The following is a 22666-nucleotide window of genomic DNA, read 5'->3' as shown; positions in this document are numbered from 1 at the left end:
GCCTTCCCCTGATAACAGACCCTTCTCCCCACGGGGAGAAGGGTCTGACAAGGTTTCGTCAGGCTCAGTCGAGCAGCTCCTGATGGAGGCGGTTGACGATGTTGCCTGCCTCGCTCTCCTTGACCAGGAAGCAGAGGTTGTGGGCGCTGGCGCCGTAGCAGATCATCCGAATGTTGTGCTCGCGAATGGCGTCGAACACCCGGCTGCCCACCCCGGCGGCCTCGCTCATGCGGTTGCCGATGAGGGCCACCAGGGCGAAGTCGGTCTCCACCTCCACCTTGCATAGCTGGCCGAGCTCCGCCAGCACCTTGTCGCCCAGGATGGGCTCGCCGTTGCTCTGGCTGCCAGTGTGATCCAGGGTCAGGGAGACGCTCACTTCGGAGGTGGTGATGAGATCCACCGAGATGCGGTGACGGGCCAGGATGCCGAACACCTCTGCCAAAAAGCCGTAGGCGTGGAACATGTTGAGGCTGTGCAGGGTGACCAGCACCTGCTGGCGGCGCAGGGCCACGGCGCGAAACAGCGGGCAGGTCTCGGTGCTGGCGCGGATCCAGGTGCCACCGGCTGCGGGATCCCTGGCTGAGCCGACGAACACCGGAATGTCCTGGCGCAGTGCGGGTTGCAGGGTGGCCGGGTGCAGCACCTTGGCGCCGAAGGTGGCCATCTCGGCCGCCTCCACGAAGCTGATTTCCGGGATGGGGCGGGCCCGGGTGACCAGGCGCGGATCCGTGGTGTAGATGCCGGGCACGTCTGTCCAGATCTCTATGCTGCCTGCGTCCAGTGCCTCGGCGAGCAGGGCCGCGCTGTAGTCGGAGCCGCCCCGGCCCAGGGTGGTGGTGCGGCCATCGGCGTCGGCGCCGATGAAGCCCTGGGTGATGATGAGGCTGTCACCGAGCAGCGGGCCCAGGGTGGCTTGGCAGAGGGTGCGGGTGGCGGCGAGATCCACGGTGGCCTTGCCAAAGCGGCTGTCGGTGCGCAGCAGCTGGCGTGCGTCCTGCCAGCAGGCCTTGATGCCCCGCTGGTGCAGCAGTTCGGTGAAGAGGCGGGTGGACATCAGCTCGCCGCAGGCGATGAGGCGGTCTGCCAGTTCGGCATCGGTGTGCTGGCAGGCCTGGCGGGCCATGGTGCGGATCTCGCCGAGCTGGGCGTGAATGAGGGCGCTCACTTCGCCCGGGTTGCCGAGCGCCGTCAGTATGGCCTGCTGGATCCCGGCCAGCTTGGCGAGCTGGGCATCCTGCCCGGCTTCGTCCAGTTCACCCTGAGCCAGGCTCACCAGCAGGTTGGTGACCCCGGCGCTGGCGCTCAGTACTACCACCCGGGTCGCCGGATTGGCCAGCACCACGTCGGCGCAATGGTTCATGGCCGCGGCATCGGCGACACTGGTTCCGCCAAACTTGGCGACGTTGATCGGGTTCATTGCATACTCCTGTCTCAAGGTGAAAATCCGGTTTCATCGGGCAAAAGAGAGGAGGAGGCAGAAAATGGCAGGAATAGCGAAGGATCCCGGCCAGAAGCACTCCATCCGCGGTGCCCATCCCACAAGGATCCTGCTGGATGCCTGTGGGATGCACACGACCGATGACAACCCGGGGGATTCAGCCCCCGCAGCCGACGTTGAGGTATACCAGTTGCCTCACTCGTCTCGGCGCTGCTCCCCCTGACCCAAGTTCACCGGACGCTGGTGTCCTCCCTTGGGCTGCCTGGGCAGCGCTCCTCTTCTGGTGCCACCCTGAAAGGTGGCGTGCATGTAGAAATACCCTGCTCTGGATTGCACTGTCAATCGAGTTCGTAAAAAAGTACACAATTGGCAACAACCAGGCACAAGATCAATCAGTTACGAAATCGTCTTGGACAAAACCTTGGAGCGACGCTGCCAGTTGTAGAGCCGCTGGCGCGCCACCGGCAGATCTTCCACCTCCAGGGGATCGAAGCCCCGTTCCCGGAACCAGTGGATGGAACGGGTGGTGAGCACGAACAGGCGGCGGATGCCGAGCCGCTTGGCCCGCTCGGCCACCTTGGCGATCAGCTGATCACCCCGGTTGGAGTTGCGGTACTCGGGATGGATGGCGACGCAGGCCATCTCGGCCATTGCCTCCTCCATGAAGCAGTAGAGCGCCGCGCAGCCGATGATGAGGCCGTCGCGCTCGATGATGGTGAACTTGTCTATCTCCATCTCCAGCTGCTCACGGGAGCGGCGCACCAGTATGCCTTCCTCCTCCAGCGGCCGGATCAGATCCAGGATGCCGCCGATGTCTTCGATGGTGGCGGCCCGTGCCCGCTCGGCGCTTTCGCGCACTATCTGGGTGCCGAGACCCTCGCGGCTGAACAGCTCCTGCAGCATGGCGCCGTCATCCTGATAGCTCACCAGGTGGGAGCGCGGCACGCCGCCCCGGCAGGAGGCAATGGCCGCACGCAGGTAGCGGGCGGTGCCGGACATCTCCTCGCCGGCCTGCTCGAGCTCCACCAACAGCTCTTCTGCCTGCTCGGGGAAGAGCTCGGAGATGGCCTCGCCTTGTCTGTTCATCACCCCCTGGGTGCTGCTGAAACAGATGAGCTTGTCTGCCTTGAGATCCACCGCCACCCGGCGCGCCACCTCTTCGGAACTCAGGTTGAAGCTCTCGCCGGTGACCGAGCAGCCGATGGGGGAGATGAGCACCAGACCATGCTGATCCAGCTGGCGGGTGATCCCCTCCACGTCGATGCGCCGCACCCGGCCGCTGTGGCAGTAGTCGATGCCATCCTCGACGCCGAGCGGCTGGGCGGTGACGAAGTTGCCGCTCACCACGCTGATGCGCGCACCCTGCATGGGGGTGTTGGCGAGCCCCATGGAGAGCTGGGCCGTGATGTCGTATTGCAGGCCGCCACACACCTGTTTGATGATGGCGAAGCTCTTGTCATCGGTGACCCGGATCCGTCTGTGGTACTGGGCCTCGATGCCGGCGCGGGCCAGCGCCTCGTCGTTTTGCGGACGCGAGCCGAACACCAGGACCAGACGGATCCCAAGCGTCTGCAGCAGGGCGATATCGCTGACGATATTGGCAAAGTTGGGGTGGCAGATGGCTTCCCCGCCCATCATCAGCACAAAGGTGGCGCCCCGGTGCACGTTGACATAGGGGGTGGATTGCCGAAAGGCATGGACCAGGCTGGGTTCGCGTTCACGCACGTGTTTCATTCCATAAAAAAGCAGCAATTTGCTCAATATATGAAAATAAATTCACAAATCAAGACTAAATATTGGTTCTGGTGTTTTGTGCCGCCATTTTGACCAGCGGGGGGTGGCCTGCACCAGGGCGAGTCGGGGGGCGGTCACCCCGGTGAAGGGGCCGCCTCGGTTGATCCGGGCTCATAAACTGTTATCTTCGGGGTTCCTTTTCGTCAGCCGCATCGCGCGGGGTTTTATTCAAGGACAGGGCATATGGAGCAGATTATTTCACCGGCAGAGGCGCTGCCGGGACGACGGGAAGCGCTGGCGATCGGCCAGCAGCATGCCGTCAACGGCCACCCGACTCAGGGCCTCTGGCCCGAGGGGATGGAGCTTGCCTGGTTTGGCATGGGGTGCTTCTGGGGTGTGGAGCGCCTGTTCTGGCAGCAGCCCGGCGTCTATTCCACCGCCGCCGGTTATCAGGGGGGCCTGACGCCGAACCCCACCTACAAGGAAGTGTGCAGCGGTCTGACCGGTCATGCCGAGACGGTGCAGGTGGTGTTCGACCCTAAGGTCATCAGCTATGGCGAGCTGCTCAAGCTGTTCTGGGAGCAGCACGATCCGGCCCAGGGTATGCGCCAGGGTGGTGACATCGGCACCCAGTACCGCTCGGTGATCTTCTATGGGGATGACAGTCAGGAGGCCATCGCCCAGCAGAGCCTGGCCGCCTATCAGCAGGCCATGATGGCTAGCGGCGATGCCCGTCCCATCACCACCCGGATCCTGCCGCTGGCCCCTTTCTACTACGCCGAGGATTACCATCAGCAATATCTGGAGAAGAATCCGGAAGGGTATTGCGGGTTGGGCGGCATTGGCGTCTGCCTGCCACCCAGCCTGAACCGCTGAGGCGCAGCATGTATAAAACAGGGGCCATCCGGTCCCTGTTTCGTTTTTTTGAAAGAAATATTAAAAAAAGTGTCCTGGTCGGGAACTTAACCGAACCTCGGCAGACTAACAATTAGCTACCATGGACGGCAGCCAAGACCAGACACATTTCTTGCCTCGACATTCATTCCACTGACAAGCGCGATGAATCGGAAGTGATAGCAAGCAGGGCTGCCCGTTGAAGGCGGCCCTTTTCACTTTTCGGCCGTGCAGCCGCGGGGGGAGGGTGCTAGCGGATGGTGCTGTCGAACAGGTTCTTGATGAGACTGATGAACTCATCGAGAAAGGCGTGCTGTGCCGGGGTGGGCGCCCGCAGCCAGACGGCGGAAAGCACCTCCTCCAGATCGGCCACTACGGCATCGGCCTCCTGCATGATCATGAAACGCACCTTGGGGTCGAGCTGAGGGTTCTGCTCGCAGATGGCCATGAGGTTGTCGGCTACCCGGTTGCTCACCAAATCCTCTATGGTCTGGGAGCCCGTGCCCTGCTGCTGGCTCTCGAACAGGCCCAGACTCTCTACCAGATACTCGATCAGCGCAATATAACCGTCGCTCTCTACCACCATGATGGCTGCCTTCATTCATTGCTTTGGGGAAATGGTGGGTATTTTAGTGGCTGGCCTTGGCTTGGCAAGCGGCAGTAGAGGCGATGGCGGACAAAACTGACCCCGCCGCGCTCCACGGTTTCCAATCCGGCCTGCTCGAACCCGTGGCGCAGAAACAGCGCGAGGCTGAAGGCGCTGGCCTCCGTGGTCAGGCTGTGCAGGCCCAACTGGCCGGCCGCCTGCAGCGCCCGTGCCAGCAGCAGGCCGCCGAGCCCCTGACGCGGATGATCCGGGCTCACATAGAGCAGGCTGAGGTGGCCGTCATCGCTCAGGGTGACAAAGCCTAGGGGGATGCCCTGCTGCTCGATGACCCAGCCGTGGTGCTCGCGCAACTGGCTGACCAAGCCGGGGTGACGGGCGCCCAGCGCCCATTGCTCCACCTGCTGCGGGCTGTAATGCTCCGGGCCCATGCGGCGCACCGACTGCTCGAACAGGGCCAGCAGCTCGGGGATGTGCTGCTCCCTCAGGGGCCTGATCCGGGCGGGCGCGGTTTTTTGTGTCTGCGGCATCGATGTTATCCTGCCTTGCCTGACAGGGTTGGCGCCTGCGGTCGCCTGGCCCTGGGCAGGCCGGCCACCACCCGCTCATAGGAGTGTTCAATCCAGCCCTGCCAGAGATCGGTGTCCAGATCCTCGACCAGGGTCACCGTGTTCCAGTGCTGCTTGTTCATGTGCCAGCCCGGTTTGACCTCGGGATGGATCTCCCGCAGCAAAAGCGCGAGTTCGGGCTCGCATTTGAGGTTGATGGTGAGGGGCTCGGCCTGCCAGTTCACCAGGGCGAACATCTTGCCGGCGATGCGGTAGACCAGAAACTCCGGGCCGAAGGGGGTATCCTCGGTGGCCGCCGGCAGGCTGAGCAGGAATTCACGTAACGATACAAGGCTCATACAGGACTCCATGCTGGTCCGATGATAAGTGGCAGCATATTCAGCGGGGCGCCCCATCTGTTAATATGCCCGCCGAGTATATCCCTCAACCCCCCGGGAGCCCATAAGATGTTGTACCACAAGACCTTTGAGCTGGGCCCCGATCGGGATTGGGTGGTGTTTGTGCACGGCGCCGGCGGCAGCTCCTCCATCTGGTTCAAGCAGCTGCGCGCCTACCGGGAGCACTTCAACGTGCTGCTGCTCGACCTGCGCGGCCACGGCCAGTCCAACCAGCTGCAACAGGTGGTCAAAGGACACTACAGTTTTCGTGCCGTGACCGAGGACATCCTGCGCCTGCTCGATCACCTGCGCATCCCCCGCGCCCATTTTGTCGGCATCTCCCTTGGCACCATCCTCATCCGCCACCTGGCCGAGCTCTGCCCCGAGCGGGTCAAGAGCATGGTGCTCGGCGGCGCCATCCTGCGCCTCGACATCCGCTCCCGGGTGCTGGTGCAGCTTGGCCGGGTCGGCCAGCACATCCTGCCCTACATGTGGCTCTACCGCTTGTTCGCCTTCATCATCATGCCGCGCCAGCACCATCAGGAGTCCCGCAACCTCTTCGTGCGCGAGGCTCGCAAACTCTGCCAGAAGGAGTTCAAACGCTGGTTCCGCCTCGCCACCGAAGTCAACCCGTTGATGCGCTACTTCAAGGAGCGGGCCCTGCCGATCCCGACCCTCTATGTGATGGGGGAGGAGGATCACATGTTCCTCGCCCCGGTGCGTGAGCAGGTTGCCCGCGACCCATACAGCCGGCTCGAGATCATCGAAAACTGCGGCCACGTCTGCAACGTGGAGCAGCCCGACCACTTCAATCGCCAATCCCTGGCGTTTCTCTCTACTCAGGCGAGCGTCTTGCCCGCCGCGCCGCTAGAAGCCTGATCCCGCGCCAAGCCCCCTCCTGGGTGAGCGCAGTCCTCTCAGACGAAGTAGTGGGCGATATCCAGATAGCGCTGGCGGATATGCTCGATCAGCAGCCGGATCTTGCGCGGCGGCTGGCGGGTGAAGGGGTAGACGGCGTAGATGCCAAGCTTCTTGCCCACCCGCTCCGGAAACAAATCCACCAGATTCCCGCTCATCAAATCGTGATAGACCAGGCATCGCGGCACATAGACGATGCCGCGTCCCCCCAGCGCCGCCTTGCGCAGGGCACCGGCGTTGTCGGTTGAAAAGCTCCCCGACACCGACACCAGATAGTTGCCGTCCTCCCCCTTGAAGGCCCACTCCGACGCCCCCGTGCTCTGGTAGGCGTAGCGCAGGCAGTTGTGAGCCTGCAGATCTGCGGGCTCGCGCGGCGCTCCGAAGTGGCGCACATAGGCGGGGGCCGCGCAGATCACCCACTGGGAGTCGAGGATATGGCGGGCGATGAGGCTGGAGTCATCCAGATAACCGGTGCGAATGACCAGATCGAACCCCTCTTCCACCAGATTGACGAAGCGGTTGTCCAGCGACATCTCCACCGTGAGCCCCGGGTGCTGCTGGCAAAAATCGGCCACCGCATCGGCCAGCAGCAGCTCTCCCGAGATGGTGGGCACCGACATGCGCACATGACCGCTCACCTTTTCGCCAAACCCCGCCACCGCGTCGAAGGCGTCCAGTGCGGCGGCCTTCACATTTTTCGCACCTTGATAGAGCTCCTTGCCTGCCTCGCTCAGGGTGAGCCGGCGGGTGGTGCGATAGAGCAACTGCACCCCGAGTTCTTCCTCAAGGCGCCCGATCCGTTTGCTAACCACTGAATTTGTAATGGAATTTTGCTCAGCCACCTTGCTGAAGGAGCCTGCCTCCACCACCAGGGCGAAGAGGATGAGGTCGTCGGTACTGGCCATATTGATCAACTTTTGGAACGAATGTTGTTCATTATTTCCATATATCGCGAAAAAGGAACAGGGTAAGGTCACGTCCGATTAACAAAACAACAACAAGGTGCCCCCACGGTGCCTCTTCTGGACAAGGACGCAATGATGACAGACACCCTGCTGGCCCTGGTGGCCTTCTCGCCGATCCTGGTGGCCGCCGTGCTGCTGGTCGGCCTCAACTGGCCCGCCAAGCGCGCCATGCCCATCGCCTTCCTGTTGACCGTGTTCATCGCCCTCTGGGGCTGGCAGATGAGCCCGACCCGGGTCTTTGCCTCCACCCTGCAGGGGTTGGTGATCACGGTGACCGTGCTCTGGATCGTGTTCGGTGCCATCTTGATGCTCAATACCCTCAAACACACCGGCGCCATCAGCGCCATTCGCGGCGGTTTTACCAACATCTCGCCGGACCGCCGCATCCAGGCCATCATCATCGCCTGGTGCTTCGGCGCCTTCATCGAAGGGGCCTCCGGTTTTGGCACCCCGGCCGCCATCGCCGCCCCCTTGCTGGTGGCCATCGGCTTTCCGGCGCTCGCCGCCGTGCTGCTCGGCATGATGATCCAGTCCACCCCGGTGTCGTTCGGCGCGGTGGGCACCCCCATCCTCGTTGGTATCAACAAGGGGCTGGATAACCAGGCCATCGGCCACACCTTAAGCGCTGGTGGCAGCAGCTGGGACATCTACCTGCAGCAGGTGACCACCAACGTGGCCCTCATTCACGCCACCGTCGGCACCCTGATGCCGGTGCTGATGGTGATGATGCTGACCCGCTTCTTCGGCCGCCACCGCAGCTGGACCGAGGGGCTCGCCATCCTGCCGTTCGCCCTCTTCGCCGGACTCGCCTTCACCGTGCCTTACGCCCTGACCGGCATGCTGCTCGGTCCCGAGTTCCCGTCCCTCATCGGCGGCCTGGTGGGGCTCGCTCTGGTAGTGACGGCGGCGCGTCGCGGTTTCCTGGTGCCCAAGACACAGTGGGATTTTGCCCCCGAGCAGGAGTGGCCTGCCGAGTGGCTGGGCTCCATCAAGCTGGATCTGAAAGATGCCGCCGCCCGCCCCATGTCGCTGCTGCTGGCCTGGCTCCCCTATGTGGCGCTGGCGTTGTTGCTGGTGGCGAGCCGGGTGAGCCCGGCGTTCAAGGCAAGCCTCCTGTCGGTGAGCCTCGCCTTCACCGATCTGCTGGGGGAGAAGGGGGTCAGCGCCTCCATCGAGCCGCTCTACCTGCCGGGGGGTCTGCTGGTGCTCTGCGCCCTGCTCGCCACCTTGCTGCAATCGCGCTCCCTCGCTCCCTTCGGGCGGGCGATGGGGGAGTCCAGCCGCACCCTGCTAGGTGCCGGCTTCGTGCTCATCTTCACCGTGCCCATGGTGCGCATCTTCATCAACTCCGGCGTGAACGGGGCGGATCTTGCCAGCATGCCGGTGACCACGGCGAATTTTGCCGCCGGGCTGGTGGGGGAGTTCTTCCCGGCCCTGAGCGCCACCATAGGCGCACTGGGAGCCTTTATCGCCGGTTCCAACACGGTGTCGAACATGATGTTCAGCCAGTTCCAGTTTGAAGTGGCGCAGACGCTCGGGGTATCCACTGCCGCCATGCTGGCGCTGCAGGCCGTGGGCGCGGCGGCCGGCAACATGATTGCCATCCACAACGTGGTGGCGGCGTCGGCCACCGTGGGGCTGCTGGGGCGCGAGGGGGAGACGCTGCGCAAGACCGCGCTGCCCACCCTCTACTATCTGCTGGCCACCGGCCTCATCGGGTTGGTGCTCATGTACAGCTTCCACATCTCGGACGTCTTGCTGCAGCTCAAGTAAGGAGAGCAAGTGATGAAGGTAATGCGGGTCTATCCGGCCAAGCCGGCCGATGTCTATCTCTACGCCACCTGTCTGGTGGACTTGTTCGACCCGGTGGCGGGGCTCGATGCCATCGCCCTGATCGAGCGGGAAGGGATAAGGGTGCACTTTGTCGAGAAGCAGACCTGCTGCGGGCAGCCGGCCTACACCTCGGGCCACGAGGAGGAGGCGCGCAAGGTGGCGCAAAGCCAGATGGCGCTCTTCCCCGAGCCCTGGCCGGTGGTGGTGCTGTCGGGTTCCTGCGGCGGCATGATGCACCACCACTATGCGCGCCTGTTTCCAGAGAGCCGCGAGGTGGTGGCGTTTTGCGAGCGGGTGTTTGAGCTCACCGAGTTTCTGGCCCAGGTCTGCCGGGTGCGCTGGCACGGGGTGGGGAGGGCGAGCATCGTCATGCACACCTCCTGCTCGGCCCGGCGCGAGATGCAGGTACACAGCCGGGCCCGCGCCCTGCTGGGTCAGCTCGACGGAGTCACCCTGCATGAACAAGCCTACGAGAGCGAGTGCTGCGGCTTTGGCGGCACCTTCTCGGTGCGCCATCCCCACATCAGCCAGGCCATGGTGGAGGACAAGACCCGCCACCTGCTGGCCACCGGCGCCGACACCCTGGTGAGTGCCGACTGGGGGTGCCTGCTCAACATCAAGGGATCCCTGGCCTATCAGGGCAAGACACTGCCCGCCATGCACCTGGCCAGCTTCCTGCTCGCCCACAGCAAGCCTTTGTCAGAAAAAGAGGAGGCCCATCATGAGTGAGCACGCCAAGTATTCGCCGCGCCGCTTCCATCCCCAGGCCGAGGCGGCTCTGGCCGACCCCGTGCTGCGCCAGAATTTTCGCGGCGCCATGGATTACCTGCGCGCCAAGCGGCGGGATGCCTTCGCCGATCCCGTTGAAGAGGACGCGGTGCGCGATGCGGCGGAGCAGATCCGCCAGCGCTGCCTGTCGCGCCTACCGGAGCTGCTGGAGCAGCTCGAAACCAACTGCGAGCGCAATGGCATCCGGGTGCACTGGGCCCAGACGCCGGCGGAGGCCAACGCCATCATCCTCGGCATCGCCCAAAAACATGGGGTGAGCAGCATAGTCAAGGGCAAGTCCATGGTGAGCGAGGAGGTGGGTTTCAATCACGAGATGGCGCGCCACGGCATCCGCTGCCTGGAGAGCGACATGGGGGAGTTTATCGTCCAGCTCGACGGCGACACCCCGTCCCACATCATCATGCCCGCCATCCACAAGAACAAGCAGGAGGTGAGCGACACCTTCGCCCATAACCTCGAAGGCTTCACCCCCACCACGGACGTGGACGCGCTGATCCAGACCGGACGGCGGGCCCTGCGCGAAGAGTTTCGCCGCGCCGGCATGGGGCTCTCCGGCGTCAACTTCGCGGTGGCGGAGACCGGCAGCCTCTGTCTCGTCGAGAACGAGGGCAACGGGCGCATGTGCACGACCGTGCCGAAAGTCCACGTGGCCATCACCGGCATCGAGAAGGTGGTGGAGTTCTTCTCCGACGTGCCGCCGCTTTACAGCGCCCTGACCCGCTCGGCCACCGGCCAGGCCATCACCACCTACTTCAACGTCATCAGCGGCCCGCGCCGGGCAGGGGAGCTGGACGGTCCGGACGAGGTGCACCTGGTGCTGCTCGACAACGGCCGCAGCCAGGCCTATCGGGATGAGGAGCTGCGCAAGACCCTGCAGTGCATCCGCTGCGGCGCCTGCATGAACCACTGCCCGGTCTACACCCGCATCGGCGGTCACGCCTACGGCACCATCTACCCGGGTCCCATCGGCAAAATCATCTCCCCCCACCTGCTGGGGCTCGAGAGCACCCAGGATCTGGTGACCGCATCGAGCCTGTGCGGTGCCTGCGGCGAGGTGTGCCCGGTGCGCATCCCTATACCCGACATGTTGCAGCGCCTGCGCCGGGAGGCCAAACACGACGCACAGCCCGGCCACGAACCGCTGGCGGGGCAGGGGGCGGCCAGGAGCCGGCTCGAGACCCTCGCCATGCAGGGCTTTGCCTTTGCCGCCACCCACCCGCGCCTCTATCACGCCGCGACCGGTGTGGCCGGTCGCCTGCGGGGCTTGATGCCTAAACATCTGGGCCCCTGGACCCAGTGCCGCGAGGCCCCCAAACCCGCCCCCCAGAGCCTGCACGCCCTGCTGCGCCAGAAGAAGAAGGAGTCCTGAGATGTCGAGCAAAGAGGCCATATTAAGCCGCCTGCGCGGCGCCGCCACCCCCATTGCCCACGCTCCTCATGGCTGGCAACCCTGGCGCGGGGAGAATGATCAGGCGCGGCGCGAGCGCTTCCTCGCCGGGATCACCGCCAGTCATGCCGAGATCCTCACCGTCAAGGAGGCAAACCTTGCCCGGGATCTGAGCGCCTGGCTGGATGAAGAGGGAGTGACGCATCTGGCCTTTGGCCATGGGGGCCGCTGGCAAGCCGAAGTCGCGGCCGCCTGCGCCGGGCGCTCTGTGCTGACCCCGGCGGGGGAGTTCACCAACTGGAAAGACGAGCTGTTCGACGTCTGTCAGGCGGGCATCACCCACTGCGCGGGGGCCATCGCCGATACCGGCACCCTGGTGTTGCTGCCGGATGGCGGCGAGCCGCGCACTCTCTCGCTGGTGCCCCCCTGCCATATCGCCCTGCTGGCGGCTTCCACCATCGCCGACAACCTGGCGGGGCTGGTGGAGGCCGGGTGCTGGCAGCAGGCCATGCCCACCAATCTGCTGCTGGTTTCCGGCCCCTCCAAGACCGCCGACATCCAGCAGACCCTGGCCTACGGTGCCCACGGCCCGAGCCGCCTGCTGGTGGTGCTGGTGGAGGATTGCTGATGCGTTGGAACCAATTTGACGCCGCCGTGCTCGAGCGCATTCCGCCGGAGCGCCTGGTGAGCGACCCTGATCTTCGGCTGGCCCACGGCACGGACGCCAGCTTCTACCGGCTGGTGCCCGAGCGCATCGTGCGCCTCGACTCCCTCGATGAGGTGCGCTTCGTGCTGGGGGTGTGCCGCGAAATGCACCTGCCGTGCACCTTTCGCGCCGCCGGCACCAGCCTCTCGGGCCAGGCCCTGAGCGATTCGGTGCTCATCACCCTGACCGACAGCTGGCGCGGCCACCGCATTCTGGACGAGGGGGCGCGCATTGCCCTGCAACCCGGGGTGATCGGCGCCGATGCCAACCGCTATCTGGCGCCTCTGGGGCGCAAGATTGGGCCGGATCCCGCCTCCATCAACGCCTGCAAGCTCGGTGGCATCGCCGCCAACAACGCGAGCGGCATGTGCTGCGGCACCGCCCACAACAGCTATCACACCCTGCACGCCATGACCTTGCTGCTGGCCGATGGCACCGTGCTGGACAGCGGCGATCCGCAAAGCCGCACCGCCTTTGCGGCCAAGCGCCCGGAGTTGCTGACGGGGCTCGCGGCCCTGCGTGCCGAGGTGCTGGCGAATACTGAACTTGCCGCCAAGATCCGCCACAAGTACCGGCTCAAGAACACCACCGGCTACGCCATCAATGCCCTGCTCGACCATGAGGACCCTGTCGATATCCTCACCCACCTGATGATCGGCTCGGAGGGGACCCTCGGCTTTATCGCCGAGGTGGTGCTCGATACCGTGCCCGAATACCCCCACAAGGCCTCTGCGCTGCTGGTGTTTCGGGATGCGGAGCAGGCGTGTCTGGCCACCTCGCGCCTTAAAGCTGCGCCGGTGGCGGCGGTGGAGTTGATGGATGGGCGCTCCCTTCGCTCGGTCGCGGGCAAGCCCGGTCTGCCGGACTTTATCAAGGCGCTGGACCTGGCCGCCTGCGCCTTGCTGATCGAGGTACATGGGGAGTCAAGGGAAGAACTGGTCGATCGCTGCGAGCAGGTGATGGACATGGCCGCCGGGTTCGCCCAGGTCGCCTCGGTGCCCTTTACTACCGATAGCGCCGGCCTCTGGGCCATTCGCAAGGGGCTCTTCCCGGCGGTGGGGGCGGTGCGCACCACCGGCACCACCGTCATCATCGAGGATGTCGCCTTTCCCATCGAGCGTCTGGCGGAGGGGGTGGCGGGGCTGCAGCAACTGTTCGATCGCTTCGAATACGGTGAGGCGATTATCTTCGGCCACGCGCTGGAGGGGAACCTGCACTTCGTCTTTACCCAGGGGTTCGATGATCCGGCGCAGGTGGCCCGCTACGGTGCCTTTATGGATGCGGTGGCGGAGCTCGTCGCCGTGCGCTTTGGCGGGTCGCTGAAAGCCGAGCACGGTACCGGCCGCAACATGGCCCCCTATGTGGAGCTGGAATGGGGGCCTGAGGGGATGGCGCTGATGCGCCGCATCAAGATGCTGCTGGACCCGGACGGCCTGCTCAATCCCGGCGTCATCATCAACGACGACCCCAATGCCCACCTTGCCCACCTCAAGCCCATGCCGGCGAGCGATGCCATCGTGGATCCGTGCATCGAGTGCGGCTTTTGCGAGGCGGTCTGTCCCTCGCGCACCCTGTCGCTCTCGCCGCGCCAGCGCATCGTGCTCTATCGGGAGTTGTCACGCCGTGGTCGCAGCGGTGAAGCGGCAGGGGATCTTGCCCGGCTGTTTGACTATCAGGGCATTGAAACCTGTGCCGCGACCGGGCTCTGCGCCGATCGCTGCCCGGTTGGCATCAACACCGGCAGCCTTATCAAGAAGCTGCGCAGCGACAAGTACCAGCGCTTCGTGCCCATCGCCCGCTGGAGCGCCGATCACTTCGCCGGCGTCACCCGCACGGCGCGCGGTGCCCTGGGGCTCAGGGGCATTGCCGGCAAGCTGTTGGGCGACAAAGCGCTGGCAGGATTGGTAAACGGGGTACGTAACGTCAGCGGCCAGCGCACGCCCGCCTGGCTGCCGACCCTGCCTGGGCCGAGCCGTTACCAGTGGCCGCCAGGGGAGGGGAGCCATAGCGGATCCAGCGAGCGCGCCGTGGTCTATCTGCCGTCCTGCGCCAGCCGGGTGTTTGGCCAACAGGAGGATGCCCCGTCACTGCCGGACGTGGTGCAATCACTCCTCAATAAAGCGGGTTGCCGGGTCATCGTGCCGCAAGGCATTGAGGGGCTCTGCTGCGGCATGCCCTATGACAGCAAGGGGATGGTCGAGGTGGCACAGGCCAAACGCAGTGAGCTGGCCGAGGCCCTGTGGCAGGCAAGCGAAGCTGGCCGCTGGCCCGTGCTGCTCGACACCAGTCCCTGCGTGCAGCGGCTGCTCTCGGGGGCACTGGGCAAGGGCCTGCGCATATTCGAGCCCTCCGCTTTTGTGCTGGAACACCTGCTGCCGCACCTTGAGCTGACCCCCATCGATGAGACAGTGATGCTCCATATCACCTGCAGTAGCCGGCGCATGGGGCTGGGGGAGGCGATGCTCAGCGTCGCCCGTGCCTGCGCCCGGGAGGTGATAGTGCCAGAGCATATCCAGTGCTGTGGCTTTGCTGGCGACAAGGGGTTGATGACCCCTGAGCTCAACGCTGCCGCGCTCGCCAGCCTGCCCGCGCAGGTACCAAGCCATTGCCGCCAGGGTTTCAGCAACAGCCGCACCTGCGAGATGGGGCTGAGCCAGCACGCCGGCATTTCTTATCACAGCATCCTGTATCTGGTGGCGCAGGCGGCGAAATGAACAAGACCCGGCAGAATGAATTCTGCCGGGTCTTATTGGTTGGCTAATAGGTGGGTGTTCTAGATTTTTACACGTACAACGTTATTTATTTGTACAGCGCGTTCTGATGATGCCTTTCCAACACCACACTTATTGATAAGCACCGAAAATAACCGAGCCAATATCGGCAATGACTTTATCACGCTCGTGAATTGAAGAGCCTTCTTTTCTTACATACATTGTAATGACAATGGGATGCTGGGTTTCTGACCACACCATGGATATGATCCCGCGCACACCATAGTCACTGGCCCCGGAACGGTCCGCTATTGACCAACCTTTTGGTAAAGATGCCCTGAGCAAGTCATCAGCGACTCTGTTTCCCATCATCCATTGCTTCAGTTGGGCCCTGGATTCCGTTGACAATACATCTTGTAAAAGCAGTTTGTTTAGGCTGAGAGCCATTGCATCTGTAGTCGTTGTATCTCTGATATCATATTCAATGTTCTTTGTTAATTCCGGCTCATAACGATCGGAACGTAAAACGTTATCTCCCATTGAACGCATAAATGAAGTTAAACCCGCAGGGCCACCAATGGAAGATATGGCATAGTTTGCACCAGTGTTGTCACTGTATGTCAAGGTAGCTTCACAAGCATCTCTAAGCGTAAACCGTTTTCCAACGAGCTTTTCCGCTACCGGAGAATGCGTGACAATGTCAGACTCTTTTAATATGAAAGAGTCATTGAGTGTCAGTTGTCCTTTATCCACTTTTTCAAGTACATTGGCACAAGCCAATGCTTTGATTGTGCTATTAAAGTGGAAGCGTTGGTCGCCGTTTATGGATTCGTGCTCACCTGATTTTGTGTCTAACACAGTGACACCAACACGCCACCCTTGCTTTTCAAAAAAGTTAACTTTTTCTTCCAGCGCGGATGCGAATGCACTCGGAGAGAGAAGGATAATACTCGATGCCAATAACGTGGTTCTGAGGCTTGATATACTGATTTTCATTAGGGATTTTTTAACCTTCTGCAAATTTAAGCTATAAAATGAAGATATAATCTTGGTATGCTTTTCAAGTTTACTGATGAGTCGTATTCGGTTGCATATATTTATGCCAGCCTGGCATGTTTGTTATGTTTTATTTTTCAAAAATTTGATTACCCATGGCATATGGTCAGGAAGCATTTTGACATCACTTGACCCAGGTTTCCCCTCTGCCAAATAGATAGGTCGGCCACCTGTTGAGGGTGATCCCTGTCATCCGACAATTATCGACCCCCCAGCTTACTGCCTGTATCCCCTTTTCTTCCAATAAAGTCAGGATATATCCGTGTCCTCCTCCTGTAGCAGGCCATACTTCTCCATCACCAGACAGAAGATACGGTGGGTTTGTGAGAGGAAAATGAAGTTATGTGAAGTCCAGGTGAAGTCGTGACTGGCGGTCGCCCAGCAGTTGACAGGGACGTGGCGTTAGCGATGGCACTCCATCAGCTGGTTTATTAAGCAGCTCAATGAAACCCGGGCTCGCCAGGCCAATCGGGAGGATGGTTGTAAGGGGCATTTCTGGGAAGGGTCAATTCTGGCAACTCTGGGACACCCACCTTTTTGTTCGGGCCGTGACCGAGGACATCCTGCGCCTGCTCGATCACCCGCGCATTCCCCGCGCCCATTTTGTTGGCATCTCCCTTGGCACCATCCTCATTCGCCATCTGGCCGAGCTCTGCCCCGAGCGGGTCAAGAGCATGGTGCTCGGCGGCGCCATCCTGCGCCTCGACATCCGCTCCCGGGTGCTGGTGCAGCTTGGCCGGGTCGGCCAGCACATACTGCCCTATATGTGGCTCTACCGCTTGTTCGCCTTCATCATCATGCCGCGCCAGCACCATCAGGAGTCCCGCAACCTCTTCGTGCGCGAGGCCCGCAAACTCTGCCAGAAGGAGTTCAAACGCTGGTTCCGCCTCGCCACCGAGGTCAACCCCCTGATGCGCTACTTCAAGGAGCGCGCCCTGCCCATTCCCACCCTCTATGTGATGGGGCAGGAGGATCATATGTTCCTCGCCCCGGTGCGCGAGCAGGTGGCCCGCGACCCCTACAGCCGGCTCGAGATCATCGAAAACTGCGGCCATGTCTGCAATGTGGAGCAGCCGGATCACTTTAACCGGCAGTCGTTGGCGTTTATCTCCAGTCAGACGGTCGCGGCGTAAAGCTATTTAATGGGAGAGTCGGGCGGAGATTGGGTTGAGTAAAGCGAAGCCAAATATGGGGAGGTTATTTTCAACCAGTTAACCGTCGGTTTGGAGCATTTCGAGTAGGTTCGATTAGCGCAGTGTAATCGAACGCACGAGAAGGAAAAATTATTTTGGGGGATTATTCTTACCCAGATTAAGATATTAATATATAACTACACCCCCTTTATTTTAATATCAATGGACGTTTCGCGAACTACGCCCCTAAACTCGCTAGCGCTACAGCTTTAGTTACGTTGATAAAGTCGAGCTCACTAGCCTCTTCAGGTGTCATATAGTAAATATCCAGCGGATACTCTATGCTAATTTTAAAAAGTTGATTCTTTATCACTGAGAGTTCATCTGGAATGCTATAGATGATCAAGATATCTATATCGCTTGGAAAATTGTTATGCAACACAGAACCAAATATATATACATCAATTGATAGCTCTTGTTGTAATAGAGCTTTCTTCAATGAAAGAAAAAGAGATTGCAAATTTACCATCTTCGATTTAACTGACCCAAAAGCTCACCCCACGACAGGATTCTTACACCAGCACTGGCGGCTGCCATCTCACAGTTTCCAGTTCGTCGACAGTTCGGGTTGGATGTTAAAATTGCGTCAAAGTCGCCATATTTTTCAATGCCTGACCTGACAGACTCAGCAGTAAAGTCATAATCATTTAAGGCCAGTACAGTTACACTATGAAGGCCTGTCCTCTGAATCCTAAAACGGCGATTATCCAGTCTCTCTAAGCCCGTTACTCGAGTATGCTGTGATAAACCACGGATAATGAATGACATTTCGGCACTAATATAACCTGAGATGTTTCGACCATTAAGAGCACTAAAAATATCGCCCAAACCACCAATTGCAAACTGAGCACTCGAAGCAAGCTTAAGTAATGGTCCATCAATATAGGCGTCTTTCTTAATATTAAGTAGGAAGTCAAGTTGCTCTATATCTACACCTGTAACAGAGTCTATTGTCGAACGGTCTTCAGACTTTGTGAAGACAATAAACTCATCTCCTTCATCATTGATGATTTTGAGTAAATTATCTCCAACGTCTTCCACGTATTCGACTTTATCGTGGTTGTTTAATTTTTCAATGCACCAACTGTTTAGACTCATGATTCACTCCAAAATACTCAAAATTTTAGCAGGAAACATAGTTCCATTAGATTTGGTTTTTCCAGTATGCTTTGCTGCAAAATCATCCACATGTTGTTTATATTCAGCAAACACCTCAAATTCCCAATCTAGTAGCAAGTGTTTGTTTTTATCAATTAATTCTACGATTTTTGCATTATTAGGAATAATAAAGCTTTGAATTTTTCTAAGCCAGATTTCCGGCATTTCGCTTTCAGGATTAAATCTCTCTTCAGTCATAGGACCATAGGTGTCGAAGATTTTCTTGTTATCGATGAAGCATGGTTGGATGGCTTCTTTAACACTTTTCCTTGTGGCTACCAATTCATCACATTTAATTTCCGTTTTTTCCGAAAGTTGCTTTAGTAGATCTATAATGTCTTCTTTACTAAACCCATTATGAACAGTAATGTCACCATCAGCCATATAGTTAACAGAGTAATCTCCAGCTGATTGCTTCTTATTTGTTATCATTTTTGGTACCAACATTAATATCTCTATCAGCCATATAATTATTCGAGTTTTTTCCCGCGCTCTGTTTTTTATTTACACCATTCTTAACAAAAAACAAACTCAATACAAAAACTCCAACACCACTAAAAACCCACTCAATATTATCTGAAAATAACTTAACTAAATTATCGAAATTCTCCATAAAACCTCTCTTTTTACATAACAAGCGCGGTAGGTTCGATTAGCGAAGCGTAATCGGATTTCGCGAATTTTTCTTGGCCTTATAAACCGATGGTAGAAATCATATGCAACAAGGCAATAAAGGGTCCAGTTGGAGATGGTATCAAGCAGCCGTCAGTCTGTTGAGTGAAAACTCACCCAGCGAATGGAATTTGAATGATTTTTTGAAGCCGATCAGATTTCAAGGTATCAATATCCCGTCATTTCCAGATAGCCGATGCCGTTGGCGTCCCCCGAGACGGAAACCGCCCCTTCCCAGTAATCAAAGCGGCCCGTCATGGCCTGATTGGGCTGTCGAGCCTGAATGCGGAGGTTGAGATCCCCGGCCTTAAGCTGCCACTCGACGGGGTAGTCCTGCCCCTTTGGACCGCGCCAGGTCTTGCCCGGGGTGAGGACGATGGATTCTGGAGCGAGTAACCGGCTGCTGCCGTCCCGCTCGATCAGTATGCCATAGCGGTTTTCTGGCTCAGTGTGTCCAGCCTTGGTGCGCAGGCGAAACAGCATCAGCTCGCGGCCATCGGCCAGTTGCAGGGAGAACCAGTCCCAGCCCGACTGCCACTGGGCCAATACCGAGCTGCTCCACTCGTGATCAAACCACCCCTGGCCCGTGACATTGCGGGTCTCCCCCTCCAGGGTCAAGGTGCCGCTAAGCGTCAGACGCGGGTAGGAGTAGTAGAAGGAGGCGTTGCCCGGGCTCTTCTCGCTGTAACCCTCCCTGCCTTGCAGCACCACCGGCTTGGCGGCGCTCACCTTGAGGTTCAGTTCCCCAATCTTGCTTTGCACCTTGAGGGTGGCGGGAAAGAGCGCTTCCCCCTGAGAGGCAAGCCGCCACTCTCTTAGCCAATATTCACCGCCACTGGCGCCGGCGAGCCCGGGCCCCTGGCGGCTGGTGCGCTCATCCTGGCGGTGGCTGCCTTTACTCAAGTCCGTGATGGCGAACTGGGCCAGCCAGAGCTGGGGGTTGAGCCAGGGGTTGTCAGATGTGATCTGCTGCTCGATACCCTGGCGAAACAGGGTCCACTGCAGGCCGTAGTCGCGCCCCTGCTCATCTTTCAGGTTGCCGGTGAGATACCACCACTCGGATCTGTAGTCGGGGTGGGCGCCGTGATCGGCGGGCAGGCGGATGGGCTGACCCGGCAGAGCCTTTTTGAAGTGATCACTGCCACCGCCAAGAATGGTGCCCAGATCGCTGGCACCGATCGCAGCGCCATAGATGATGCAGACGATCACCAGCGGCCACTTCCAACTCACTTTCATACCACTCTCCTTGCGGCATACCAGGAGGCGAGTGCCCCGCACACCGGCGCCAGCAAGAGCGCTGTGACGGCGTGCAAGGGGGCGGCCTCGAAGGCGAGGCGCCAGCCAAAGGCGCGGGGGTTGACCACCTCAATCAGCACCCAGGCGAGGCCATAGCCTACCGGCAGGGCCAGCAGCGCCGTGAGCAGCCCCAATCCCGCCCCCTGCCACACCAACAGCCGGCGGCAGCCGCGGGGGCCTATCCCTAAGCTCTGCAGAGTCTGCAACTCCCCGTGCCGGGCCAACCCCAGCACCATAAAGGCGGAGCCGATGCCAACGAAGGCGATGCCGAGGATCAGCAACTTCAGCAGCTCGGTCACCACGAAGGTCTGATCGAACACCTTGAGCGCCGCGGCGTGGATGGCAGGGGCAGGTAGCAGGTTGACACTCTCGCCAAGGCGTGCGCGCAGCCGATCGCCGAGGCGCTCGGGGTCGGCGCTGAAGAGGGCGAGGGATTGCACGGCCCCCCCTTCGAAGGCGTGCAGTATCTGCCCCTTGTCGCTGCCGTAATCCTGATAGACGCCGGTGACGGTGAACTGCCTTGGCCCCTGCTCGCCGGTGACGTCCAGCCGCTGGCCTACCCTGACCCCGAGGCGCACAGTGAGCGGTTCGCTCGCCAGCACCTCGTCGGGCGTTGCGGGCCAGCGTCCGGCGAGCAACGGGTAGGCGGCTTTAAGCTCGGGGATAAAGTCCATCTGCGCCCACTCGATGGGGTGTCCCTGCCAGCGGGCGGGGAGCACGGCGCGGCGCGAGGCGGCGCTCAGCTGCGGCTCGGCCAGGATGGCGGTCAGGGTCTGCTCGCTCAGGTGGCCTCTGTTGCCCGCCACCCCCTTGGGGGCGCTGACATAGAGATCGGCGGCCAGACGCTGGCCGAGCCAGATCTCCACGCTCGAGCGAAAGCTCGACACCATGACCCCGATGCCGATGGCCGCGGCGATGGCAAGTTGCAGCGCCATCACCGCAATGGCGGTGCGATCCAGATGGTATTGGGTCTCGGCCACCCCAAGCCGGATGCTGAGGGGGCCGTGCCCGCGCAGCCGCCCCAGCAGCGCGCGCAGGGCATCGGGTAGCCAGAGCGCCATGGCCAGCAGCCAGCCTCCGGCTACGAAGAGGGCGCCCCCCAGACCGGTCTGCGGCAACAAGAGGCAGAGGGCGCACAGCAGCAGTATGGCGATGGCGAGCAGGCGCCTGCGCCAGGGATAAACCGGCGGGCGGCTGTTGCCCTCGCGAAGCTCCAGGGGGGATTGGCGCAGCAACTGCCACCAGCCGGGGAGGTTGGCGGCCAGGGTGCCAGCCAGGCCTATCAGCAGCGCCTTGATGAGACTTGCGGGGGAGAGGCGCAGCAGGTCGATGGGGTTGGGGCCATAGAGATCCGCCAGCGCCTGGGTGAGCTGCCCCATGAGGGCCAGGGCCAAGAGGCTGCCGAGCAGCAGCCCGAGCAGGGTGCCGATGGTGGCGAGGATGGAGAGCTCCAGGGCCAGCCAGCCGAGCACCCGGCTTGGCGGCATCCCGAGGATGATGAGCTGGGCGAGCTGGGGGCGGCGCACGCTCTGCACGAAGCGCTGGGCGTTGAACACCAGAAACAGCCCCACCGCCATGGCGAGCAGGGAGAGGGCGCTGAGGTTGAGGGCCAGGGCATCCCCGAGCTGACTGGCATCGAGGGCCGGACTGATGGGCTCGAGCCAGAGCGGCTTATTGGGGAGAGCGGCTTGCAGCGTGGCTTGCAGGGTAGGGGCCTCTGCCTCCGAGAGTTTGAAGACGATGCGATCCAGCCGGCCTTCTTTGCCGAGCAGGGGTTGGGCGAGACCGATGTCGGTCACCAGCAACCGCTCCATGGGGACGGCGCCTGGCTCGAAGGTGCCGGCCAGGGTGAGGGTCAGCGTGCGGGGGCTTTCTCCGTCTGCGCCCAGCACAAAGGGGCGAGACTGCCCCGGCGACCAGCCGAGTCGGCTTGCCTCGGGGGCAGAGAGCCAGACGCTGTCGGCGCGGCTCAGGGTGAAATCGGGCTCGCGCCCCGGCTGCTCGCCAAAGAGCCGGCGCAAGGGTCCCGGGTTGAAGAGATCCATCCCCAGCAGCTGGAAGCTGCGCCCCTGCTCGTCCTTGAGCCAGGCGTGCAGCTCTGGCATGGCGTCAAGGGCCGGCTGGCTTCGCACCAAGTGCACATAGAGCTGTTCATCCAGCCCGCCGCTCGGGGCCAGCCGGTAGTTCGCTTCTCCCGCGAGCTGGCTGCGGGCGGCGACGAAGTTGGTGCGGGCGCTGTGGTTCAGAAGCTCGATGGCCACCACCAGGGTGACCCCCAGCATCAGCCCGGCCAGGCTCATCAAGAGCAGCCAGGGGTGGGTGCGATAGAGGCGCAGCAGCGCCTTCAGGGGCAGCATCAGCGACCT

The 22666-nt window shown here is 61.1% G+C and carries 20 protein-coding genes, 1 pseudogene and 1 riboswitch; of the genes and pseudogenes, 8 read left to right on the top strand and 13 right to left on the bottom strand.

Going from position 1 to position 22666, the window contains the following annotated elements:
- Positions 1 to 64: 64 nt before the first annotated feature.
- Positions 65 to 1417 carry a lysine-sensitive aspartokinase 3 gene (gene lysC / locus KW824_RS02555; RefSeq protein WP_218408813.1) on the bottom strand — a complete coding sequence of 451 codons (1353 nt, stop codon included), beginning with the start codon at positions 1415 to 1417 and terminating at the stop codon, positions 65 to 67.
- An 86-nt stretch (positions 1418 to 1503) separates the two neighbouring features.
- Positions 1504 to 1726, bottom strand: a riboswitch (Lysine riboswitch).
- A 108-nt stretch (positions 1727 to 1834) separates the two neighbouring features.
- Positions 1835 to 3163 carry an amino-acid N-acetyltransferase gene (argA, locus tag KW824_RS02550; RefSeq protein WP_042648311.1) on the bottom strand — a complete coding sequence of 443 codons (1329 nt, stop codon included), beginning with the start codon at positions 3161 to 3163 and terminating at the stop codon, positions 1835 to 1837.
- Positions 3164 to 3415: 252 nt separating this feature from the next.
- Between argA and msrA the strand changes: the two genes are divergently transcribed.
- A complete protein-coding gene (msrA, locus tag KW824_RS02545; RefSeq protein WP_218408812.1) occupies positions 3416 to 4048 on the top strand; it encodes a peptide-methionine (S)-S-oxide reductase MsrA in 633 nt (210 codons plus the stop codon).
- 268 nt (positions 4049 to 4316) lie between these two features.
- Here msrA and KW824_RS02540 read toward each other — a convergent pair whose 3' ends face one another.
- From KW824_RS02540 to KW824_RS02530, 3 genes are read right to left on the bottom strand one after another with little or no spacing between them, the layout of a single operon-like run.
- Positions 4317 to 4652 carry a DUF3802 family protein gene (locus tag KW824_RS02540; RefSeq protein ID WP_043130385.1) on the bottom strand — a complete coding sequence of 112 codons (336 nt, stop codon included), beginning with the start codon at positions 4650 to 4652 and terminating at the stop codon, positions 4317 to 4319.
- 11 nt (positions 4653 to 4663) lie between these two features.
- Positions 4664 to 5200, bottom strand: a complete 537-nt coding sequence (locus tag KW824_RS02535; protein WP_218408811.1) for a GNAT family N-acetyltransferase — start codon at positions 5198 to 5200, stop codon at positions 4664 to 4666.
- Positions 5201 to 5205: 5 nt separating this feature from the next.
- Positions 5206 to 5577, bottom strand: coding sequence for an MmcQ/YjbR family DNA-binding protein (locus KW824_RS02530; protein WP_218408810.1), 372 nt, complete (start codon positions 5575 to 5577; stop codon positions 5206 to 5208).
- 108 nt (positions 5578 to 5685) lie between these two features.
- On the opposite strand from KW824_RS02530, the gene KW824_RS02525 reads away from it, so the two are divergent.
- Entirely contained in the window at positions 5686 to 6495 is an 810-nt protein-coding gene (locus KW824_RS02525) for an alpha/beta fold hydrolase (RefSeq protein ID WP_041205463.1), read from the top strand.
- 38 nt (positions 6496 to 6533) lie between these two features.
- Here KW824_RS02525 and KW824_RS02520 read toward each other — a convergent pair whose 3' ends face one another.
- A complete protein-coding gene (locus KW824_RS02520) occupies positions 6534 to 7511 on the bottom strand; it encodes a LysR family transcriptional regulator (protein ID WP_218408809.1) in 978 nt (325 codons plus the stop codon).
- A gap of 63 nt (positions 7512 to 7574) precedes the next feature.
- Here KW824_RS02520 and KW824_RS02515 point away from each other — a divergent pair, with 63 nt between their 5' ends.
- Genes KW824_RS02515 through KW824_RS02495 form a run of 5 tightly spaced genes read left to right on the top strand, consistent with a single transcriptional unit; the run spans position 7575 to position 14928 of the window.
- Positions 7575 to 9272 carry an L-lactate permease gene (locus KW824_RS02515; protein ID WP_218408808.1) on the top strand — a complete coding sequence of 566 codons (1698 nt, stop codon included), beginning with the start codon at positions 7575 to 7577 and terminating at the stop codon, positions 9270 to 9272.
- A gap of 12 nt (positions 9273 to 9284) precedes the next feature.
- A complete protein-coding gene (locus KW824_RS02510; RefSeq protein ID WP_218409077.1) occupies positions 9285 to 10061 on the top strand; it encodes a (Fe-S)-binding protein in 777 nt (258 codons plus the stop codon).
- Entirely contained in the window at positions 10054 to 11490 is a 1437-nt protein-coding gene (locus KW824_RS02505) for a LutB/LldF family L-lactate oxidation iron-sulfur protein (protein WP_218408807.1), read from the top strand. The genes KW824_RS02510 and KW824_RS02505 overlap by 8 nt, the downstream gene beginning before the upstream one ends.
- Position 11491: 1 nt before the next feature.
- Positions 11492 to 12136: an LUD domain-containing protein gene (locus KW824_RS02500; protein ID WP_218408806.1), complete on the top strand. Its 645-nt coding sequence runs from the start codon at positions 11492 to 11494 to the stop codon at positions 12134 to 12136.
- Positions 12136 to 14928 (top strand): FAD-binding and (Fe-S)-binding domain-containing protein, encoded by a 2793-nt coding sequence (locus KW824_RS02495; protein ID WP_218408805.1) that lies wholly within the window; start codon positions 12136 to 12138, stop codon positions 14926 to 14928. Before KW824_RS02500 ends, KW824_RS02495 begins: the two co-directional genes overlap by 1 nt.
- Before the next feature lie 129 nt (positions 14929 to 15057).
- Here the strand turns inward: KW824_RS02495 and bla are convergent, their stop codons facing one another.
- Entirely contained in the window at positions 15058 to 15921 is an 864-nt protein-coding gene (gene bla / locus KW824_RS02490) for a class A beta-lactamase (RefSeq protein ID WP_218408804.1), read from the bottom strand.
- A gap of 596 nt (positions 15922 to 16517) precedes the next feature.
- On the opposite strand from bla, the pseudogene KW824_RS02485 reads away from it, so the two are divergent.
- Positions 16518 to 17114: pseudogene (locus KW824_RS02485) on the top strand (alpha/beta fold hydrolase); the annotation flags it as partial.
- A gap of 238 nt (positions 17115 to 17352) precedes the next feature.
- Here KW824_RS02485 and KW824_RS21180 read toward each other — a convergent pair.
- The 6 genes from KW824_RS21180 to KW824_RS02455 all read right to left on the bottom strand — a co-directional run bounded on the left by KW824_RS21180 (position 17353) and on the right by KW824_RS02455 (position 22657).
- Positions 17353 to 17643 carry a nucleotidyltransferase domain-containing protein gene (locus tag KW824_RS21180; RefSeq protein WP_218408803.1) on the bottom strand — a complete coding sequence of 97 codons (291 nt, stop codon included), beginning with the start codon at positions 17641 to 17643 and terminating at the stop codon, positions 17353 to 17355.
- A complete protein-coding gene (locus tag KW824_RS02475; protein WP_218408802.1) occupies positions 17637 to 18272 on the bottom strand; it encodes a hypothetical protein in 636 nt (211 codons plus the stop codon). The genes KW824_RS21180 and KW824_RS02475 overlap by 7 nt, the downstream gene beginning before the upstream one ends.
- A gap of 3 nt (positions 18273 to 18275) precedes the next feature.
- Positions 18276 to 18779, bottom strand: coding sequence for a hypothetical protein (locus KW824_RS02470; RefSeq protein ID WP_218408801.1), 504 nt, complete (start codon positions 18777 to 18779; stop codon positions 18276 to 18278).
- The gene (locus KW824_RS02465) at positions 18751 to 18945 is read right to left on the bottom strand and encodes a hypothetical protein (protein WP_218408800.1); all 195 of its coding nucleotides are present in this window, start codon (positions 18943 to 18945) and stop codon (positions 18751 to 18753) included. The genes KW824_RS02470 and KW824_RS02465 overlap by 29 nt, the downstream gene beginning before the upstream one ends.
- A 227-nt stretch (positions 18946 to 19172) precedes the next feature.
- Positions 19173 to 20240 (bottom strand): lipocalin-like domain-containing protein, encoded by a 1068-nt coding sequence (locus tag KW824_RS02460; RefSeq protein WP_218408799.1) that lies wholly within the window; start codon positions 20238 to 20240, stop codon positions 19173 to 19175.
- Positions 20237 to 22657, bottom strand: a complete 2421-nt coding sequence (locus KW824_RS02455) for an FtsX-like permease family protein (protein ID WP_218408798.1) — start codon at positions 22655 to 22657, stop codon at positions 20237 to 20239. Before KW824_RS02455 ends, KW824_RS02460 begins: the two co-directional genes overlap by 4 nt.
- Positions 22658 to 22666: the final 9 nt, after the last annotated feature.

It is taken from the genome of Aeromonas sp. sif0611 (genome assembly GCF_019218845.1).
Lineage (GTDB): Bacteria > Pseudomonadota > Gammaproteobacteria > Enterobacterales > Aeromonadaceae > Aeromonas > Aeromonas media.
The sequence above is the reverse complement of the archived record's forward strand: the minus strand, read 5'-3'. Positions and strand labels throughout refer to the sequence as shown.

Coding starts and splice junctions, on each gene's coding strand:
- lysC (WP_218408813.1), bottom strand. CDS start 1,417: ATGAACCCGATCAACGTCGCCAAGTTTGGCGGAACCAGTGTCGCCGAT.
- msrA (WP_218408812.1), top strand. CDS start 3,416: ATGGAGCAGATTATTTCACCGGCAGAGGCGCTGCCGGGACGACGGGAA.
- KW824_RS02540 (WP_043130385.1), bottom strand. CDS start 4,652: ATGGTGGTAGAGAGCGACGGTTATATTGCGCTGATCGAGTATCTGGTA.
- KW824_RS02535 (WP_218408811.1), bottom strand. CDS start 5,200: ATGCCGCAGACACAAAAAACCGCGCCCGCCCGGATCAGGCCCCTGAGG.
- KW824_RS02530 (WP_218408810.1), bottom strand. CDS start 5,577: ATGAGCCTTGTATCGTTACGTGAATTCCTGCTCAGCCTGCCGGCGGCC.
- KW824_RS02525 (WP_041205463.1), top strand. CDS start 5,686: ATGTTGTACCACAAGACCTTTGAGCTGGGCCCCGATCGGGATTGGGTG.
- KW824_RS02515 (WP_218408808.1), top strand. CDS start 7,575: ATGACAGACACCCTGCTGGCCCTGGTGGCCTTCTCGCCGATCCTGGTG.
- KW824_RS02510 (WP_218409077.1), top strand. CDS start 9,285: ATGAAGGTAATGCGGGTCTATCCGGCCAAGCCGGCCGATGTCTATCTC.
- KW824_RS02505 (WP_218408807.1), top strand. CDS start 10,054: ATGAGTGAGCACGCCAAGTATTCGCCGCGCCGCTTCCATCCCCAGGCC.
- KW824_RS02500 (WP_218408806.1), top strand. CDS start 11,492: ATGTCGAGCAAAGAGGCCATATTAAGCCGCCTGCGCGGCGCCGCCACC.
- KW824_RS02495 (WP_218408805.1), top strand. CDS start 12,136: ATGCGTTGGAACCAATTTGACGCCGCCGTGCTCGAGCGCATTCCGCCG.
- bla (WP_218408804.1), bottom strand. CDS start 15,921: ATGAAAATCAGTATATCAAGCCTCAGAACCACGTTATTGGCATCGAGT.
- KW824_RS21180 (WP_218408803.1), bottom strand. CDS start 17,643: ATGGTAAATTTGCAATCTCTTTTTCTTTCATTGAAGAAAGCTCTATTA.
- KW824_RS02475 (WP_218408802.1), bottom strand. CDS start 18,272: ATGAGTCTAAACAGTTGGTGCATTGAAAAATTAAACAACCACGATAAA.
- KW824_RS02470 (WP_218408801.1), bottom strand. CDS start 18,779: ATGTTGGTACCAAAAATGATAACAAATAAGAAGCAATCAGCTGGAGAT.
- KW824_RS02465 (WP_218408800.1), bottom strand. CDS start 18,945: ATGGAGAATTTCGATAATTTAGTTAAGTTATTTTCAGATAATATTGAG.
- KW824_RS02460 (WP_218408799.1), bottom strand. CDS start 20,240: ATGAAAGTGAGTTGGAAGTGGCCGCTGGTGATCGTCTGCATCATCTAT.
- KW824_RS02455 (WP_218408798.1), bottom strand. CDS start 22,657: ATGCTGCCCCTGAAGGCGCTGCTGCGCCTCTATCGCACCCACCCCTGG.